The following is a 17,235-nucleotide window of genomic DNA, read 5'->3' on the forward strand; positions in this document are numbered from 1 at the left end:
GTGAAGACTGGGGATGGCGTGGGAGATGTCGAAGAGAGTCACGCGCCTCTCTTCCGACCCGCCTGCGCAGGAATGACGTGAACACTGCCATCACCAATTGAACATCGTGCCGTCTTCCAACCGGTTCACCGGCAGGAAAGCGCGCTTATATTCGTACTTCGCGGCCAGTTCCTCATCGATGTCGACGCCCAGCCCCGGCGCGTCGCCCGGATGCATCATGCCGTCGGCAAAGGTATAGCCATGAGGGAATACCGCATCGGTTTCCTCCGTGTGGCGCATATATTCCTGAATGCCGAAGTTGGGCACCGAAAGATCGAAATGCAGCGCCGCCGCCATGCACACTGGCGAGAGGTCAGTCGCGCCATGGCAGCCGGTACGGACCTGATAGAGATCGGCCAGCGCTGCAATACGGCGCAGATGAGTGATCCCACCCGCATGCACCACGGTCGCGCGGATATAGTCAATCAGCTGGTTCTGGATCAGGTCCTTCGCGTCCCAGATCGAGTTGAAGATTTCCCCCACGGCCAAGGGCGCGGTCGTATGCTGGCGGATCAGCCGGAAGGCTTCCTGATTTTCCGCCGGCGTCGCATCCTCCAGCCAGAACGGGCGATAAGGTTCCAGATCCTTGCCCAGACGCCCCGCCTCGATCGGGGTCAGCCGGTGGTGGATGTCGTGCAACAGATGCACGTCCCAGCCCATAGCCTCCCGCGCCGCCTGGAACAGTTCCGGCACCACGCGCAGATATTTGCTGGTGTTCCAGACATTCTCCGTCGGCAGGTCCGCATCGGCGGGCTCGTAGAAATATTTGTCCTTCGACACGCCATAGGTCGACGCCATGCCCGGCACGCCGCATTGCAGGCGGATCGCCTTATAGCCCTGCGCCTGATAGTCCAGCGCTACCTTGACCGTATCCTCGATCGTCGTGCCATTGGCATGGCCATAGACCATCACCCCTTCGCGGCTCGCGCCACCCAGCAACTGATAGACCGGCAGCCCGGCAATCTTGCCCTTGATGTCCCACAGCGCCATGTCGACCGCCGCGATGGCTGTCATGGTGACGGGGCCGCGCCGCCAATAGGCGCCCTTGTAGAGATATTGCCAGATATCCTCGATCCGGTGCGCGTCCCGTCCGATCAGGCAGGGGATCACATGGTCGGTGAGGTAGCTGGCGACCGACATTTCCCGGCCGTTGAGCGTCGCATCGCCCAGACCGTAAACACCTTCATCCGTAATGATCTTGAGGGTGACGAAATTGCGGCCGGGGCAGGTGACGATGACCTTGGCGTCGATGATCTTGGGCATAAGCATGGTCCTGTTCAGATGATTTCGAGCGTGGCTTTCTGGAGATTTTTGCTGTCCGGGCCGGTCATGATGTCGAAGAGGCCCGGTTCGACCACTTCTTCCATGTCGAGATTCCACAGCGTGAAGGCGGCGCGCGTCAGCGTCAGGCGGACCGTGCGGCTCTCGCCGGGGGCAAGCGTGATGCGTTCGAAGCCCTTCAATTCCTTGATCGGCCGGGTGACGCTGGCGGTCTGGTCGCGGACATAGAGCTGGACGACTTCGTCCCCCGCCCTTTGCCCGATATTGCGGACGTCGACCTCTACCGTCACATCGCCGCCGACGCCGATGCGCCCGGCGGAAAGTCGCGGCTTGCCAAATTCAAAGCGGGTGTAGCTGAGGCCGAAACCGAAGGGGAAAAGCGGACGGATATCCTCGAACACATAGCCGCGCCGGGCGGAGGGCTTGCGATTGTAGAAGATCGGGATCTGCCCCGCGTCGCGCGCCACGGTGACGGGCAGCTTCGCGCCCGGATTGGCGTCCCCGAACAGGATGTCGGCCATGGCGGCGCCGCCCTCCTGCCCCGGATACCAGCACTCCAGCAGTGCATTGGCGCCATCCACCACCGCCGGATAGCTGGGCGGACGGCCATTGATCGCGCAGACCACCACGGGCTTGCCGGTCGCTCTGATCGCCGCGAACAGTGCATTCTGCTCGCCCACAAGATCCAGGCTGGTGCGGTCGCCCAGATGGTTGACGGCGAAACCCTCCCGGCTGGTCTGCTCGGTATCGCCAAGGGCGAGCAGGATGATATCGGCGGACTTCGCGACCTCTATAGCCTGCGCGATCAGTTCGCGGTTTTTTGCGGGGTCCGCCAACAGTACCTCGTCCGCCGACCGATCTTCGCTCTGGGTGATGAACACACCCTGTGCGTGGACGATCTCCGCCTTGCCTTTGAGTTTCGCCTGCACGCCTTCCAGCAGCGAGACGGTCTGGCGCGGCACGCTGCTATAGCCACCCAGCCGCGCTATGGCGGCATTGGGACCGATCACCGCGACCCGCTTGTGCGCGCCGGGGGTGAGCGGCAGCGTGCCGTCATTCTTGAGCAGCGCGATCGAACGGTGCGCCGCCTTCAGCGCCAGCGCGCGGGCTTCGGCATTGCCGGTCAGCCGGTCATGATCCTTGCGTGGCCAGGGATTTTCGAACAGGCCCGCGCGGAACTTGAGCGTCAGCATCCGGGTGCAGGCCAGATCGACGGCTTCAAGAGGCACTTTTCCAGCGCGGACCTGTTCCACGAGCGTCCGATAGGTCTGGCCATCGGGCAGCTCGCAATCGACGCCTGCCCGAAGCGCAGCGCGGGCGGCGGCTTCAGGATCAGGCTGGACATGGTGGATGGTGTCGAGTTCGTGGACCGCGCCATAGTCGCTGACCACCGCGCCGTCGAAATGCCATTCGCCGCGCAGGATGTCGTTCAACAGCCAGCGATTCTGGTGCGATGGCACGCCGTCAATCTCATTGTAACTGGGCATGACAGCGGCGATGCCGGTGCGCTTCACCACCTCTCGGAAGGGCGGGAAGAAATTCTCGCGCAGTTCCCGCTCCGATATCGGCGCGGGGGCGATATTCTCACCGCTTTGGGGCTGGCCGTGGCCGGTCATGTGCTTGAGCGTCGCCATGACCTTGTCCGGGCCGATCTGACTACCCTCTCCTTGCAGGCCGCGTACGGCGGCCACGCCCATCTCACCGCAGAGATAGGGGTCTTCGCCAAAGGTTTCCTCGATCCGGCCCCAGCGCGGGTCGCGGGCGATGTCGACCACCGGGGACAAAGCAAGATGGACGCCGCGCGCCCGAACCTCGCGGGCGATCACGGACTGGACATCCTCCATCAACTGACGGTCGAAGCTACCCGCAAGACCGATCGCCATCGGGAACATCGTCGCGTCCGTCGCCATGTAACCGTGCAGCGATTCCTCATGGAACAGCACCGGGATGCCAAGCCGGGTTTCGTTAATCGCCCATTTCTGGACGGCGGTGACGAAGGCGACCGTATCGGCGGGCGTGCGCCAGCGCGCGCCCACGCCCCCCGCCTGCGTCGAGCCATTGGGCGCGCCGCGCCGGTCGGAGGGGCGGGTGATCTGGCCGAAGCTATGGGGATAGGCCTTGCTCGCCTTGGCGGGCGAGAAGGTCAGGTCATCCATGATGTCGGCCTTGGTCGCCCAGAGCGCGATGATCTGGCCAACCTTCTCCTCCAGCGTCATGCGCGACAGCAAATCACGCACGCGCAGGTCGATAGGCGCGGACGCATCCTTGTAAAGCGGACCGCCCTTCCCCTTCGCCAAGCCGGGCGCCGCCGCGAACAGGGAGGTGGAGGCCAGCAGCCCCAATGCCTGACGGCGGGCAAAACGGCTCACGGCGTCACCGTCAGCGTCGCGGATTTCAGCGCGACCGAGCTGTTGCCGGTCATGATCTCGAAATCGCCCGGCTCGACCACGCGCTGCATATGGTCGTTCCACATTTGCAGGCTTTCCGGCCCGACCGTGAAGGTCACGGTGCGTGTTTCGCCGGGCTTCAGGGTCACGCGCTGAAAGCCCTTTAATTCCTTGATCGGCCGCGTGACGGAACTGACCTTGTCGCGGATATAGAGCTGGACGACCTCATCGCCCGCGCGCTGGCCGCTGTTACGCACGTCCACCGAAACGCTGGCCGAGCCGCCCACGCCGATCTTCGTCGCGGACAGGCGCGGCGCCGACAGGTCGAAACTGGTGTAGCTCAGGCCAAAGCCAAAAGGATAAAGCGGATCGGTGGTGTCGAACAGATAACCGCGCCGCGCACTGGGCTTGGCATTGTAAAACATCGGCAGTTGCCCGACCGAGCGCGGCACGGTGACAGGCAGCTTGCCACCCGGATTGACGTCGCCGAACAGTATATCCGCCACGGCATTGCCACCCTGCTCGCCCAGATACCAGCCTTCGAGGATGGCGTTCGCCTGTTCCGATATCTTGACCGTCGAGGCCGGGCGGCCATTGATCAGGACCACGGTGATCGGCTTGCCCAATGCCTTCAGCGCGTCGAACAACTCCTGCTGTTCACCCACCAGATCGAGGCTCGGCCGGTCGCCCAGATGATTGTCGGCCCAACCCTCACGGCTCGACTGTTCGGTATCGCCCAGCGTCAGGACGATACGGTCGACATTGCGCGCGGCCTCCAGCGCCTGCGCGATCAGCCTGCGGTTCTCGGCGGGGTCGGATTTGGTGACCTTATCCTCCCACCAGTCGTCATTTTCGGTGATCTTCACGCCCTGCGCGAAAACAATCTTCGCCCTCGCGCCGACCTTGGCCTTGATGCCGTCAAGGATCGAAACCGTGTGCGGCGGCTGACCATAATAGCCGCCCAGCCGCGCCACGGCGGCGCTCGGCCCGATGACGGCAATGGTGCCTTCGGGCTTCAGCGGCAACATGCCGTCATTCTTGAGCAGGGTGATCGACCGCTGCGCCGCCTTCAGCGCGAGGGCGCGGGCCTCCGCATTATTGGTGATCCTTTCCGAGGCAGCAGCATCGGCATAGGGATTTTCGAACAGCCCGGCGCGGAACTTCAGCTCCAGCATATGCCGCACCGCCTGATCGACCTGCGCTTCGCTGACCTTGCCCTCGCGCACTTGGCGGGCGAGCGTGGCATAGGACAGACCATCGGGCAGGTCCGCATCCACGCCCGCATCCAGAGCACGACCCGCCGCCTGCTCCAGATTGCCGGCTATATGGTGAATGCTCATCAGCTGGTCGACCGCCGAATAGTCACTGACGACCGCGCCCTTGAAGCCCCATTCGCCGCGCAGCACGTCGTGCAGCAGCCAGCGATTGGCGTGCGATGGCACGCCATCGATTTCATTGTAGCTGGCCATCACCGCCTCGATTCCGGTGCGCTTCACCACCTGTTCGAAGGGCGGGAAGAAATTCTCGCGCAATTCTCGTTCCGATACGGGCGCCGGACCGACATTGGTGCCGCTTTCGGGCTGGCCATGGCCGGTCAGATGCTTCAGCGTGGCAAAGACCTTGCCGGGCGGCAGCAGGCGCGAGCGGCCCTTGCCCTGCAAGCCTTCGACGGCAGCGACGCCCATTTCCCCAACCAGATAGGGGTCTTCGCCATAGGTTTCCTCGATCCGTCCCCAGCGCGGATCGCGGGCGATGTCGACCACGGGCGAGAGAACCAAACTGACGCCACGGACACGGATTTCGCGGGCAATGACCGCGTTCACCTCCCGCAGCATGTCCGGGTCCCAGGATGAGGCCATGGCGATCGATTGCGGGAAGCTGGTAGCGCCAACAGCCGCATAGCCGTGCAGCCCTTCCTCATGGAACAGGATGGGGATGCCAAGCCGCGTCCGGGTTGTGGCCCAACGTTGCAGCGCGTTGACCAGCGCCACCGTCTGGCGCGGATCGCGGCCGGGGACTTCGCGGGGGGAGAAGGCGCCCTTGGCATCGGAAGGACGGGTGAACTGGCCGATGCCGTTCGGATAGACCTGCCCCAGTTTCGATGGATCGAGTTGCAGCCGGTCATCAAAGACCTTGACCTTATCGGTCCAGACGGCGGTAATCTGGGCAATTTTCTCGTCCAGCGTCATCCGCGACAGCAGGTCGTCCACACGCGATTCGATGGGGGCGCCGGCATCTTTGTAGAGCGGCTTGGCGCTTGTCGCCGCAGGCGCGGCCATAACGGGCGCAAAGGGCGTCGCAACCATCAGGGTCAGCGCGGAAACCGCGCACAACAGCTTGCAGGACCGGATCACGAAACAGCCTCTCCCTTTTTGCGGCGGCTTTAAGCTTTTTGCTTGCCCCACCATAACTGATAGCGTTAACATTGCTCAGACAATAGCAGCCTGTCAATGCCCTTCCATCCGGGTCATGGCAGGAAGGAGAGGAAGGGGACCCATGTTCGCGCGCCTGTTTTGCTGGACCATCGCCGCCGCCATGACCGCCGCCGCACCCGCCATGGCCGAAGACGGCTATGATCTGTGGCTGCGCCATGAAAAGGTGGAGGATGGCGGAAAGCTTGCGCGTCATGCCACGGCGATCGTTGCGCCCGGCACCGGCGCGACGGCCCTTGCCGCCCGTGATGAGCTGCTACGCGGCCTGTCCAAGGCGAGCGGCCTCGCCCCCGCCCTGACCGACAGGCCCCGAAATGGCGCGATCTGGCTGGCGACTCCGGCCTCTGCGCCTGATCTTCCCGCGAAGCTCGATGGGCTGGGCGAGGAAGGCTATGCGATCCGTTCGATCACCCTGAGCGGCCAGCCTGTGACCCTTATCGCCGCGAACAGCGATATCGGCCTGCTTTACGGCGCCTATGCCTATTTGCGGCTGGCGGAGACGGGCGCCTCGCTCGACCGGCTCGACATACGCAGCACTCCCCGGATCAAGCTGCGGCTGCTCAACCATTGGGACAATCTGGATGGCACGGTGGAACGGGGCTATGCCGGGCAATCCATCTGGGACTGGTGGCGCCTGCCCGACTGGAAGGGGCCGCGCTATACCGACTATGCCCGTGCCAATGCCTCGATCGGCATCAATGGCACCGTCCTCAACAATGTGAATGCCAAATCCGACAGCCTGACCGCGCCCTATATCGCCAAGGCAGCGGCGCTTGCCGATGTTTTCCGGCCCTATGGCATCAAAGTCTATCTGTCGGTCAAATGGACCGCGCCGATGGAACTGTCCGGCCTCAAGACCGCCGATCCGCTCGACGCGCAGGTCGCCGCCTGGTGGAAGGCGAAGGCGGATGAAATCTACAAGGTCATCCCCGATTTCGGCGGCTTCCTGGTGAAAGCGAACAGCGAAGGCCAGCCGGGACCGCAGGATTACAGGCGCACCCATGCCGACGGCGCGAACATGCTGGCCGCCGCGCTGAAGCCCCATGGCGGCATCGTGATGTGGCGCGCCTTCGTCTACGCCCATGACAATCCCGACGATCGCGCCAAACAGGCCTATAGCGACTTCAAGCCGTTGGATGGCCAGTTCGCGGACAATGTGCTGGTGCAGGTGAAGAATGGCGCGATCGACTTCCAGCCGCGCGAGCCTTTCCACCCCTTGTTCGGCGCGATGCCCAAAACACCGCTGATGATGGAATTCCAGATCACCAAGGAATATCTGGGCCAGTCCACCCATTTGACCTATCTCGGCCCCTTGTTCGAGGAGACGCTGAAGAGCGACACCTTCGCGAAAGGCAAGGGCTCGACCGTCGCCAAGGTGATCGACGGATCGCTCGAAGGACACAAACTCTCCGGCATCGCCGGGGTCGCCAATATCGGCATGGATCGCGACTGGGCCGGGTCGATCTTCAATCAGGCCGACTGGTATGCCTTTGGTCGCCTAGCCTGGAATCCCGACCTCTCGGCGGAAGCGATTGCCCGCGAATGGGCAGCGCAGACCTTCTCGCCCGGTCCCGGGATAGTCGATCCGGTCGTCGCCATGATGATGGGATCGCGCGAAGCGGCGGTCGATTACATGACCCCGCTCGGCCTTGCCCATGTCATGGGCACCGGCCATCATTATGGCCCAGCACCATGGATAGCCGACCTTGCCCGCCCGGAATGGAACCCGGTCTATTATCACAAGGCCGACGCGCAGGGCATCGGCTTCGACCGGACGAAGACGGGCAGCAACGCCATCGCGCAATATGCCCCGGCGGTCGCGAATATGCTTGGCAACCCGAAGACCACGCCGGAACGCGACCTCCTCTGGTTCCACCATGTCGCCTGGGACGCGAAACTGAAATCGGGCGATACGCTGTGGAACGGCCTTGTCCACCATTATGATGCCGGCGTCGCTTATGTCGCGAACATGCAAAAGGCATGGGAGAGCCTGCGTCCTTCCATCGACGCCGAACGCTTTGCCCAGACGCAGGCCTTCCTTGGCATCCAGTATCGCGAGGCGAAATGGTGGCGCGATGCCAGCATCGCCTATTTCCAGTCGATCTCGAAGCGTCCCCTGCCCGCTGGCTCGGCCGCGCCCGAACATGATCTGAACTGGTACGAAACCCTCCAGTTCCCCTATGCGCCGGGGCATCCATGACTGGCTTTCAATTCCCGCAGGCGCTAGGGCCTCAGCCGCTATGAACGACCGAAAATTGCCGACAATCCGGGATGTTGCCGCACGGGCAGGCGTGTCCGTGATGACCGTATCGCGCGTCGTCAACAAGCAGAGCTGGGTCAGCCCCCAGACCCGCGCCAAGGTCGAAAAGGCGATCGGGGATCTGAATTACGCCCCCAACGCCACGGCACGCGCGCTTGCGGGGGGTGACGACCGGCGGGTCGCCCTGCTCTACCGCAACACCACGACATCGGCCTATCTGGGCGAATTGCTGCTGGGCGGGCTGGACGAGGCGGCGAAGCATCATCTCCATTTGGTGGTCGAGCAATGCGAGGCCGGAGCGACCGCAGAAGAGATTGTCGCGCAGATTCAGCAAGCGCGCGTATCCGGCGTGATCGTGCCACCGCCCTTGTGCGACTGGGACGAGCTGGCCGAGGCATTGGCACGGCATGATATAATGAGGGTCGCGATCGCGCCGGACGAGAGCCACGGCATGATGGTCGTGGCGATCGATGACCGTCAGGCGGCAAGCGAGATGACCCGGCATCTGATCGATCTGGGCCATCGCCGCATTGCCTTCATCCAGGGCAATGCCCAGCACCGCTCCAGCGCCCGACGGCTGGAGGGGTTTCGCACGTCGATGGCGGCTCAGGGCCTGACGGTGGATGAAGACTATGTGGTCGAAGGCGATTTCAGCTATCGTTCCGGCCTGGAAGCAGCCGAACGGCTGCTGAGCCTGACCATCCGACCCACAGCGATTTTCGCATGCAATGACGATATGGCGGCGGCCGCCATCACCATTGCGCACCAACGGCAGATCAATGTGCCCGCGGATCTGACGGTCTGCGGTTTTGACGATACGCCCCTGGCGGCGGCGATCTGGCCGACCCTGACCACCATTCGCCAGCCGATCCGGGACATGAGCCGGGCGGCTATGACCCTGCTTGCAAGCGCGATAAGGGGCGGAGGCGAGAAGGATGGGCAAGACATGACCCGACTGGATTACAGTCTGATCCGGCGCCAATCCGATGCCGTGCCGCGCCTGCACCAGCGCGGGGAACGGTAAGCCGGAACAGGGTGGAGAGCGGACATTATAGCTTCGTCATCCCGGACTTGATCCGGGATCCCGCTTTCTTCTTGAGCGTAGATCAAGTCCGGGGTGACGAGGGTGGGAATGTCCACAAATGGCCAAAAGCAGCCAATCCCTTAAGCAAAACGCGCCAGCAACTGGTTCAGCAGCGGACGCAGCCGCCGGATTTCGTCCCGATGCGTCGCCGACAGGCTCGCCAGCAGATCCAGCGCGCTCGGCGTGAGTTGCAGTTGCGCCCGGCGCCGATCCGTCGCGCTGGCATGACGCGTCACCAGACCCAGCTTCTCCAGCCGATCCACCAGGCCCGTGGCGCTGTGCGGTTTCAGAAGCAGGCGTCGGGCGATATAGCCCACCGTCGCATCCTCCTCCGGCGCAGCGCGCAGGGCCAGCAGCGCCTGATGCTGCTGCGGCGTCAACCCCATCTGCGCTGCCCGCTCGCTGCTGAAAGCCTGAAACTGCCGCAGCGCGAAGCGGAATTCCGCCAGAGCCGCATAATCCTCATCATTCAATATGGCGCCGTCTGCTTCCATGGGACCTTCATCTTGAAATATATCGTGATACGACATAATTGCGCAGCACCATAGCAACAAAGAGGGATTTACATGATTCGGGAAGCCTCCGCTTCGACCGAGCCTGTCACACTCGGCGATCACAGCGCGGATCGGCGGATGCTGATGTTGGCGGCGATGGCGTTGATCGTGGGAACCGGCGGCGTGGCGGGGGCATGGATTTTGCTCCAGCTCATCGCGCTGGCGACCAACATCTTCTGGTTCGGGCGCTTCTCGATGGACGATATCGACATGGCCGATGGCGCGGTCGGGGTCGCCGTCCTGCTCCTGCCGCTGACCGGCAGCCTCATCGTCGGCCTGATGGCCCGCTACGGATCGGAGAAAATTCGCGGCCACGGCATACCCGAAGCCATCGAGACGATCCTCTTCGGCGAAAGCCGCCTGTCATTGAAGGTCGCCATATTGAAGCCGGTTTCCTCCGCCATCTCCATCGGCAGCGGCGGCCCGTTCGGCGCGGAAGGGCCCATTATCATGACCGGCGGGGCGATCGGGTCGCTGTTCGCCCAGTGTTTTCACCTGAGCGCCGCCGAGCGCAAGACGCTGCTTGTCGCGGGCGCGGCGGCAGGCATGACCGGGATATTCGGAACGCCGCTCGCCGCCATATTGCTGGCGATCGAGGTGCTGCTGTTCGAATGGAAGCCACGCAGCTTCGTGCCCGTGGTGCTGGCGGCTCTCGTCGCCTTCGCATGGCGTCCCTTGCTGATCGGCAGCGGCCCAATGTTCGCGGTCGCCCTGCAAGTGCCCGGCGGGGCATGGCCGCTGGCCGCTGCGGTCGGGCTGGGCCTGTTGCTGGGACTGGAAGCGTCGCTCCTGTCCATGGCGCTCTACCGGATCGAGGATGGCTTCCACAAACTCCCCGTTCACTGGATGTGGTGGCCGGCGCTGGGGTCGATCGTCGTCGGGTTGGGCGGCTGGATCGATCCTCATGTGCTGGGCGCGGGCTATGCCAATATCCATGCCCTGCTCGGCAATAGCCTGGAAGTGCGGGCGATCGCGACGCTGCTGGCGGTCAAGGCCGTGGTATGGCTGGTTGCCCTGGGATCGGGGACATCGGGCGGCGTTCTGGCGCCGCTGCTGATCCTGGGCGGAGCGCTGGGCTGTCTGGCGGGACAATATCTGCCGGGCGACGCCGGTTTCTGGGCAATGATCGGCATGGCAGGCATCATGAGCGGAGCGATGCGCGCGCCGATGACAGGCGCCCTGTTCGCCGCCGAACTGACCGGCCATTTCGACGCGCTGCCGCTTTGCATTGCCGGATCAGTCGGCGCCTATGCGGTCAGCGTCCTCTTCATGCGCCGCTCCATCCTGACAGAGAAGATCGCCCGGCGCGGACGGCATATTTTTCAGGAATATAGCGTCGACGCGCTGGATTTCCTACAGGTCCGGGAATTGATGACGCCCGATCCGGAAACGCTGTCCGGCGCCATGACGGTGGGCGATGCCATCGCCTTTTTCGCCGACGAAGCCAGGCATCGCAGCTATCCGGTGGTCGACCGGGCGGGCAGCCTGCTGGGCCTCGCATCGCGCAGCGACGCGCTGCGCTGGCAGGTCGAGGATGTCGATCGGGCCACATCCCTTGAGGAAAGCCTGTCGGATGCCTCCCATCCCTCTGCCTTTCCCGACAGCCCGAGCGCTATGGTGGCCGACCTGATCGTCCAATCCGGCATCGGCCGGATACCGATCATCGAACGCGACAGCCGCAAGGTGGTGGGCATGATATCACGGCAGGACCTGCTCAAGGCCCGCCACAAGGTCAGAAGGGACGAAACGGAGCGGACGCGGCATCTGGGCTGGCCGGCGGCAAGGCGGGATGGCAGTTGAAACTGGCCGCATGACGATTCGATATCATCGGTCGGCCCGCGCCGGACACTCTTCCGCTCTCCTGTTGCTGGCCCACCGAACCGCATTTTCCAGCATGGCGGCATAATGAGCGTCGCCGTAGGTTTCCGGCCGATGGCCGATCGCGGCGTAAAACATCCGTCCCTTGCCGACGCAGCGCGTCCAGGCGATCGGATGGTCCCCCATGCGCAGTTTCTGCCCAGCCATGCCCTCTGGAGAATAGCTTGCTTCATCCAGGGTCGCGATGATCCTGGCCCCCGCAGCGCGCGGGCTGGTCTTGAACGAATACCATTCGTCGTTCATCACCCATTCGCGCGGCAAGCCGCTGGCCACGGGATGCGCCGTGCCTTCCACGACGATCCTCGCATTCTGGAACTGCGGCTTCATGGGATGCCCGGCAAAGCGCGCGCCGATCAGCTCATCCACATACCAGTCCCAGAAAGTGGCCGGATCACCCGCCGACCCATGCACGCCGATAAAGCCCCCGCCCTGTTCCATATAGGCTTTCAGCGCGGCCCGCTGCGACAGGGTCAGCACGTCTCCGCTGATATTGTTCCAGATCACTGCATCGAACCGGCGCAGGATGGACGGCGTGAATGCCCCGCCCCTGTCGGTCACCACCATCGCCCAGCCCTTGCGCCGCGCCATTGCCAGAAAGGCCGCATGGGCGGCATCCACGGAAGGGCCATCGCGGAAGCCGTTGATCTTCTCGAACAGCAACAGGCGGGGCTTTCCCTTGGGCAAGACAAAGGCCGGGCGGTCATTATCGTATCGCGCGCAACGCGCTGAGCGGTCAGCCGGGCTCACCGCCACTCGCCGCAGCGCCGCATCGACATGCGACACCATGTCAGGCGCCATCGCCTTCATGGCGGCCAGTTCCCGGATCGTCAGGATCGCGGCGAAGGTCGGCGCCCTGGTCGAGAAGAAGCGCGCTGGCAACACTTCCAATATCGTCGGCGCCTCAGCCTGAAGCACGGCCTTGGCGGCGGGGCTCAACAAAATGTCGACCATGGGGGATTCCACCGAAAAGGGCGCGTCACGCAGGGGACAGTCCATCACCGGACGGGCCAGGGCAGGCGCGCAACCATAAGCCAGTCCCCACGCCGCCATCATCATCCTTGCCCACTTCATGCCGCACTCCCCGATGATCTTGCCAAGGGGACGCTAGAGGGGGAATGCGCCATTGGGAAGCCATCGCCTCTTGCGCGTCCAACGGTCACGAACAGTCCTCCTTCCGGCCCCAGCCGCCCTATCCAGCCCAGTTGCGCCAGCATATCCTCCAGCCACCAGCCGCCCTCTTCGGCATCGGTCAAGGCCTTGTCCTCATCACCGCCGCCGATCAGCGCGCCGGGAACGGCGCGGACATAATCGATGCCGCTCGCGGCGAACCATCCGCGTACCTCGCTCAGGCGATGCCTGTGTTCTTCGGGATGGCGATATTGATCGCGCAGCCAGGCCTCGCGTCGCTCCGGCTGCGCCTGCCGTTCGGCAAGCACCCGGTCGCCCGGCATCCAGCGCCAGCCGCTGAGCCTTGCCACCAGCCTGCGCATCCTGTGCGGCAGGCGCGCATAGCTGTTGTAAAGACCGACGATCACCAGTCCCCCGGGCCGCGCCAACCGCGCCACCTGCGCAAAGGCCGCGCCGGGATCGGGCGTATGATGCAGCACGCCCGAACAATAGACGATGTCGAACGCCCCGGCGCGCAGTCCCGGATGGTGCGCATCGGTTTCCACGAACTGCACGCCGCCGATCCCCAGCCGCCGCGCCGCCGCCGCGCCAAGCGCCAGCGACGCCCGGCACAGATCGGCCGCGACCACGATCCGATCCGCGCGGGCGAGATACAGGCTCATCTGGCCCGTGCCGCAGCCCACCTCCACGATCCGCGCATCCGGCGCGATGGCCGTGTCGAGCAGGCGGGCAAAAGGACTGCGCTCGGCACGGGCGCGCAACCAGTCGATGCTGTCATGCGGCGGATAACCGGGGAAAGGCGCCTGCCCGTAAAAATGACGCACCCGCTCCGTGCGCGCATCGCCGGGCAGGCGCAGGTCGATGATCCCGCCGTCCTCCGCATAGCTTGCCGCGCAGACCTCGCAGCCCAGACTGTTCGCAAGCACCACACCACCCAGAATCCCGCCGCAACGGGGACAGGCGAGCAGCGACACAGCCCGGCGGTCCATTTTCAGAATATCGAATAGATGAACGGCGCCAGCGCCTCGACCCCGGCGGCCAGCGTCAGGATGACCCCCACGGAGCAAAGAAACACCACCAGCGGAATCATCCAGCGCCGTCCGCCGGGCGAATGCCACATGCCGCGCACCAGATCACTGATGGTGCGGGGCGCGCTGCCGACGATGACGAGTTGACGCCGCAGGCGTCCCTTCCGGCGGATCATGCGACATCCTCCAACCTCTGTTCCTGCCGTGCCCCTTGGCGGCGCACCACCACATTATCGGCCACCAGCATGTCCATCGCCGCGCGACGGAACGTCGAATAGCCCTCCGCCACGCTGGTCACGATGGGATCTCCGGCCAGGTTGAACGACGTGTTGAGCAGCACCGGCACGCCGCTGCGTCGTCCATAAGCGGTCAGCAGCGCATGCAGGCGCGGCGCCATGTCCCGCTCCAGCACCTGGACGCGGGCCGTGCCGTCGACATGGGTGACGGCGCGCAGCCGCTCCCGCCATTCAGGGCGGACCGGAAACACTCCCGACATGAACCGTCCCAGCCGCGCGCCGCCCGGGGGCAAGGCAAAATACCTATCCGCCTGCTCCGCCGGAACGACCGGCGCGAAGGGACGGAAGGATTCCCGGAATTTGATGTCGCGGTTGATCCGGTCGCGCATCGACGCATCGCCCGGATCGGCCAGGATGCTGCGATGGCCCAGCGCGCGGGGACCAAATTCGGCGGCGCCCTCCATCCAGCCGACAATCGCCCCCTGTCCGATCGCCTCGACAACCCTGTCGATCAGTTCGCTTTCGCCGGTTCTGGCGAACGGCAGCCCGTCCTCCTCCGCGAGCCGCGCAAGATCGTCGGGATCAATCGCCGGACCCCAGAAAGGATGATCCGGACAGTCCCGATGCGGCTGGCCGAAAAGAATGCGGTCGGCATAGAGCGCCGCGCCCAGCGCGCAGCCGGCGTCGCCCGGCGCGCTGGGCACGAACAGCCGCTCGAACCCTGCCTCCTTCAATATGCGCGCATTGGCAACGCCGTTGAGAGCGACACCGCCGCCCAGGCACAGATCGGGAAGGCCGCTTTCCCTGCGCAGCGACGCGGCGATGTCGACCATCACCTCTTCCAGCACCAACTGCGCGCTGGCGGCGACATCGGCATAATGCCGGCCTTGCGCACTATCGAGGTCGATCGGTTCGAACCGATCGCGCGCCGGGCCGAACAATTCGACGAAGCGGCGCGAATAAGCGGAATCCACCGCCCGATGATAATCGAAATAAGCCAGATCGAGGGCAAAGGCCCCGTCTTCCGTCCGGTGCAATATCTGCCGCACCTCCTGCGCCCAGCGCGGCGTGCCATAGGCGGCAAGGCCCATGACCTTATATTCGCCCTCATTGACCTTGAAGCCCAGCCACGCCGTGAAAGCCGAATAGAAGAGCCCCAGCGAATGGGGGAAGCGCACCTCGCGCAGCAGGTCGATCCGCGCCTGCCCGCCGATCCTGCTGCCCCGCCCGACGGTGAAGGTCGCCCATTCCCCCACCCCATCCGCCGTCAGGATCGCGGCGCTGTCCGTCGGCGCCGTCAGGAAAGCCGCGGCGGCATGGGATAGATGATGGTCGGTGAAATGGACGATCCGGGCCGGGATTCCCAGCTGGGCGGCGATGATCCCACGCACCCATAATTTTTCCCCAAGCAGGTTCTTCATCGCCTTGGGGAAAATCCGCCAGCTGTGCGGAAAACTCCGCAGCAGCGTCATCAGCACCCGATCGAACTTCAGCGCAGGACGCTCATAGAAGATCACGGCGTCCAACTGCTCCGGCTCCAGACCCGCCCGGTCGAGGCACCATTCAACCGCGCCCATGGGAAAGGCCGCGTCATTCTTGCGCCGCGACAGACGCTCCTCCTGCACAGCGGCAACCGGCAACCCATCGATCAGCAGAGCCGCCGCCGCATCATGGTAGAAAGCGGAAATGCCCAGGATCTTCATCAATATTGCCCTCCTCCCCGTCCCTGCGGCCGGGCCGGGCAATCCCGCCAGCCCGGCGCCTCCTTCCGCGCGGCCCGCTTCGCCACCCAGGCGAAGGGCGGAAGCAGCAGGAAATAGAGGATCGTCAGGATCAGCCGCGAGATCAGGTCCGCGACGATCAACGCAAGGCGAAGATAGGCCCGCCAGAGCCGCCGCAGCCGCGCCGCCCACAAGGCCCGGCCCGCGCGCTCCGGCGCGAGTCGGCTGAGTTCCGCACGGGAATAGCGCATATGCCCCTCCTCATCGCGCGCGATCTGCTCGATCACCGCGCGGGTTTCCGGATCATGGCCCAGCACCGCGCCATAAGTGGCGAAGGCGCGCGCCGCCGCGCTTTCCGACAGATGGATGAAGGCAAGCAGCGATGCAGCGCTTTCCCTGTCCACCTCCAGATCGTCGAACCCTCGCTCGCCGGGGATCAGGCCGTCGCCCAGCGCCCGATCAGGCCCCGGCTCGGCAAGAGTCCGCCTCAGCGCCAGCCCGCGTGCCCGGAACAGCCCGGCATGGCGCACCTCGTCCTTCGCATGGGCGAAGAAACGGCGGCGCAGCATCGGGTCCCGCGCCCTCTCCGCCGCCCGAAACAGGTCGCGCGCGCCTTCGGCCTCGACCTCGGCAAATTGCAGCAGCTTGCGCGCGCGGCGGCGCGGATCGGCCCAGACCAGCCGATGAACCGGATGCCGCCAGCCGTTCATTGCACGACGATCCGTCCCGTCATGCCGAACGCGCTGTGCATGAAATGGGTGCAACGCACTTTGTAGCTGCCCGGCGATGGCGCGATCAGATGCACATCGACGCTTTCGCCGCCGCCCACCTCCACCCGGCCTTTATTGATCTTCGCCCTGTCCTCCGGCCTGATCTGCGCCTGGGCGAAAAATTCCTTGCCCGCGAAATCATGCCCGTGGGAGGAAGTGTTCACGAAATGCAGATCATAGGGAACGCCATGTTCCAGCCTGATGTCGGACGGCTCGAATTTGAAGCTCGACAGCTGGAGCGTCAGGGAGCGGGCGTTGGCCCACGCATCCGATCCGGGCTGCGCGCCCGCCGATGACATGAAGATAAGGGCGACCAACGCGGCGAAGGGCCGCAAATGAGACATTTGTCCGTCTCCTCCATCGCTGTGGATGCGGATGAGTGGCCCCGACCGCCCACTTGGTTCACAAGCCGTCCGAAAAAATTTTGAACCGTCCGC

The 17,235-nt window shown here is 64.4% G+C and carries 13 protein-coding genes; 3 read left to right on the forward strand and 10 right to left on the reverse strand.

What is annotated here, in order from left to right:
* Nucleotides 1-90: 90 nt before the first annotated feature.
* Genes manD through RUH75_RS01275 form a run of 3 tightly spaced genes read right to left on the reverse strand, consistent with a single transcriptional unit; the run spans nt 91 to nt 6,061 of the window.
* Nucleotides 91-1,302, reverse strand: coding sequence for a D-mannonate dehydratase ManD (manD, locus tag RUH75_RS01265; RefSeq protein WP_313801371.1), 1,212 nt, complete (start codon nt 1,300-1,302; stop codon nt 91-93).
* A 14-nt stretch (nt 1,303-1,316) separates the two neighbouring features.
* On the reverse strand, nt 1,317-3,689 hold the full coding sequence (locus RUH75_RS01270) for a glycoside hydrolase family 3 N-terminal domain-containing protein (RefSeq protein WP_313801373.1): 2,373 nt from the start codon (nt 3,687-3,689) through the stop codon (nt 1,317-1,319).
* A complete protein-coding gene (locus RUH75_RS01275) occupies nt 3,686-6,061 on the reverse strand; it encodes a glycoside hydrolase family 3 N-terminal domain-containing protein (RefSeq protein WP_313801375.1) in 2,376 nt (791 codons plus the stop codon). The genes RUH75_RS01270 and RUH75_RS01275 overlap by 4 nt, the downstream gene beginning before the upstream one ends.
* A gap of 142 nt (nt 6,062-6,203) precedes the next feature.
* On the opposite strand from RUH75_RS01275, the gene RUH75_RS01280 reads away from it, so the two are divergent.
* On the forward strand, nt 6,204-8,339 hold the full coding sequence (locus tag RUH75_RS01280; RefSeq protein ID WP_313801377.1) for an alpha-glucuronidase family glycosyl hydrolase: 2,136 nt from the start codon (nt 6,204-6,206) through the stop codon (nt 8,337-8,339).
* A gap of 40 nt (nt 8,340-8,379) precedes the next feature.
* On the forward strand, nt 8,380-9,423 hold the full coding sequence (locus RUH75_RS01285) for a LacI family DNA-binding transcriptional regulator (RefSeq protein ID WP_313801379.1): 1,044 nt from the start codon (nt 8,380-8,382) through the stop codon (nt 9,421-9,423).
* A 140-nt stretch (nt 9,424-9,563) separates the two neighbouring features.
* Here the strand turns inward: RUH75_RS01285 and RUH75_RS01290 are convergent, their stop codons facing one another.
* Nucleotides 9,564-9,977, reverse strand: coding sequence for a MarR family transcriptional regulator (locus tag RUH75_RS01290; RefSeq protein ID WP_313801381.1), 414 nt, complete (start codon nt 9,975-9,977; stop codon nt 9,564-9,566).
* A gap of 72 nt (nt 9,978-10,049) precedes the next feature.
* On the opposite strand from RUH75_RS01290, the gene RUH75_RS01295 reads away from it, so the two are divergent.
* Nucleotides 10,050-11,837, forward strand: coding sequence for a chloride channel protein (locus RUH75_RS01295; RefSeq protein ID WP_313801383.1), 1,788 nt, complete (start codon nt 10,050-10,052; stop codon nt 11,835-11,837).
* Nucleotides 11,838-11,861: 24 nt separating this feature from the next.
* Here RUH75_RS01295 and RUH75_RS01300 read toward each other — a convergent pair whose 3' ends face one another.
* The 6 genes from RUH75_RS01300 to RUH75_RS01325 are packed head-to-tail and all read right to left on the reverse strand — an operon-like array spanning nt 11,862 to nt 17,142.
* Complete coding sequence (locus RUH75_RS01300) at nt 11,862-12,986, reverse strand: ThuA domain-containing protein (protein WP_313801385.1); 1,125 nt, start codon at nt 12,984-12,986, stop codon at nt 11,862-11,864.
* Nucleotides 12,983-14,032, reverse strand: coding sequence for a methyltransferase domain-containing protein (locus tag RUH75_RS01305; protein WP_313801387.1), 1,050 nt, complete (start codon nt 14,030-14,032; stop codon nt 12,983-12,985). Before RUH75_RS01305 ends, RUH75_RS01300 begins: the two co-directional genes overlap by 4 nt.
* 2 nt (nt 14,033-14,034) lie before the next feature.
* Nucleotides 14,035-14,247: a DUF5989 family protein gene (locus RUH75_RS01310; protein WP_313801389.1), complete on the reverse strand. Its 213-nt coding sequence runs from the start codon at nt 14,245-14,247 to the stop codon at nt 14,035-14,037.
* Entirely contained in the window at nt 14,244-16,010 is a 1,767-nt protein-coding gene (locus tag RUH75_RS01315; protein WP_313801566.1) for a carbamoyltransferase, read from the reverse strand. The genes RUH75_RS01310 and RUH75_RS01315 overlap by 4 nt, the downstream gene beginning before the upstream one ends.
* On the reverse strand, nt 16,010-16,738 hold the full coding sequence (locus RUH75_RS01320) for a ferritin-like domain-containing protein (protein ID WP_313801391.1): 729 nt from the start codon (nt 16,736-16,738) through the stop codon (nt 16,010-16,012). The genes RUH75_RS01315 and RUH75_RS01320 overlap by 1 nt, the downstream gene beginning before the upstream one ends.
* On the reverse strand, nt 16,735-17,142 hold the full coding sequence (locus RUH75_RS01325) for a cupredoxin domain-containing protein (RefSeq protein ID WP_313801393.1): 408 nt from the start codon (nt 17,140-17,142) through the stop codon (nt 16,735-16,737). The genes RUH75_RS01320 and RUH75_RS01325 overlap by 4 nt, the downstream gene beginning before the upstream one ends.
* Between the last annotated feature and the right edge of the window lie 93 nt (nt 17,143-17,235).

The sequence above is a fragment of the Sphingobium sp. genome, assembly GCF_032153725.1.
Classification (GTDB): Bacteria; Pseudomonadota; Alphaproteobacteria; order Sphingomonadales; family Sphingomonadaceae; genus Sphingobium.

What these genes read in the sequence shown, in the direction of transcription:
- manD (WP_313801371.1), bottom strand. Translation starts at nt 1,302, where the DNA reads ATGCCCAAGATCATCGACGCCAAGGTCATCGTCACCTGCCCCGGCCGC.
- RUH75_RS01280 (WP_313801377.1), top strand. Translation starts at nt 6,204, where the DNA reads ATGTTCGCGCGCCTGTTTTGCTGGACCATCGCCGCCGCCATGACCGCC.
- RUH75_RS01285 (WP_313801379.1), top strand. Translation starts at nt 8,380, where the DNA reads ATGAACGACCGAAAATTGCCGACAATCCGGGATGTTGCCGCACGGGCA.
- RUH75_RS01290 (WP_313801381.1), bottom strand. Translation starts at nt 9,977, where the DNA reads ATGGAAGCAGACGGCGCCATATTGAATGATGAGGATTATGCGGCTCTG.
- RUH75_RS01295 (WP_313801383.1), top strand. Translation starts at nt 10,050, where the DNA reads ATGATTCGGGAAGCCTCCGCTTCGACCGAGCCTGTCACACTCGGCGAT.
- RUH75_RS01300 (WP_313801385.1), bottom strand. Translation starts at nt 12,986, where the DNA reads ATGAAGTGGGCAAGGATGATGATGGCGGCGTGGGGACTGGCTTATGGT.
- RUH75_RS01305 (WP_313801387.1), bottom strand. Translation starts at nt 14,032, where the DNA reads ATGGACCGCCGGGCTGTGTCGCTGCTCGCCTGTCCCCGTTGCGGCGGG.
- RUH75_RS01310 (WP_313801389.1), bottom strand. Translation starts at nt 14,247, where the DNA reads ATGATCCGCCGGAAGGGACGCCTGCGGCGTCAACTCGTCATCGTCGGC.
- RUH75_RS01315 (WP_313801566.1), bottom strand. Translation starts at nt 16,010, where the DNA reads ATGAAGATCCTGGGCATTTCCGCTTTCTACCATGATGCGGCGGCGGCT.
- RUH75_RS01320 (WP_313801391.1), bottom strand. Translation starts at nt 16,738, where the DNA reads ATGAACGGCTGGCGGCATCCGGTTCATCGGCTGGTCTGGGCCGATCCG.
- RUH75_RS01325 (WP_313801393.1), bottom strand. Translation starts at nt 17,142, where the DNA reads ATGTCTCATTTGCGGCCCTTCGCCGCGTTGGTCGCCCTTATCTTCATG.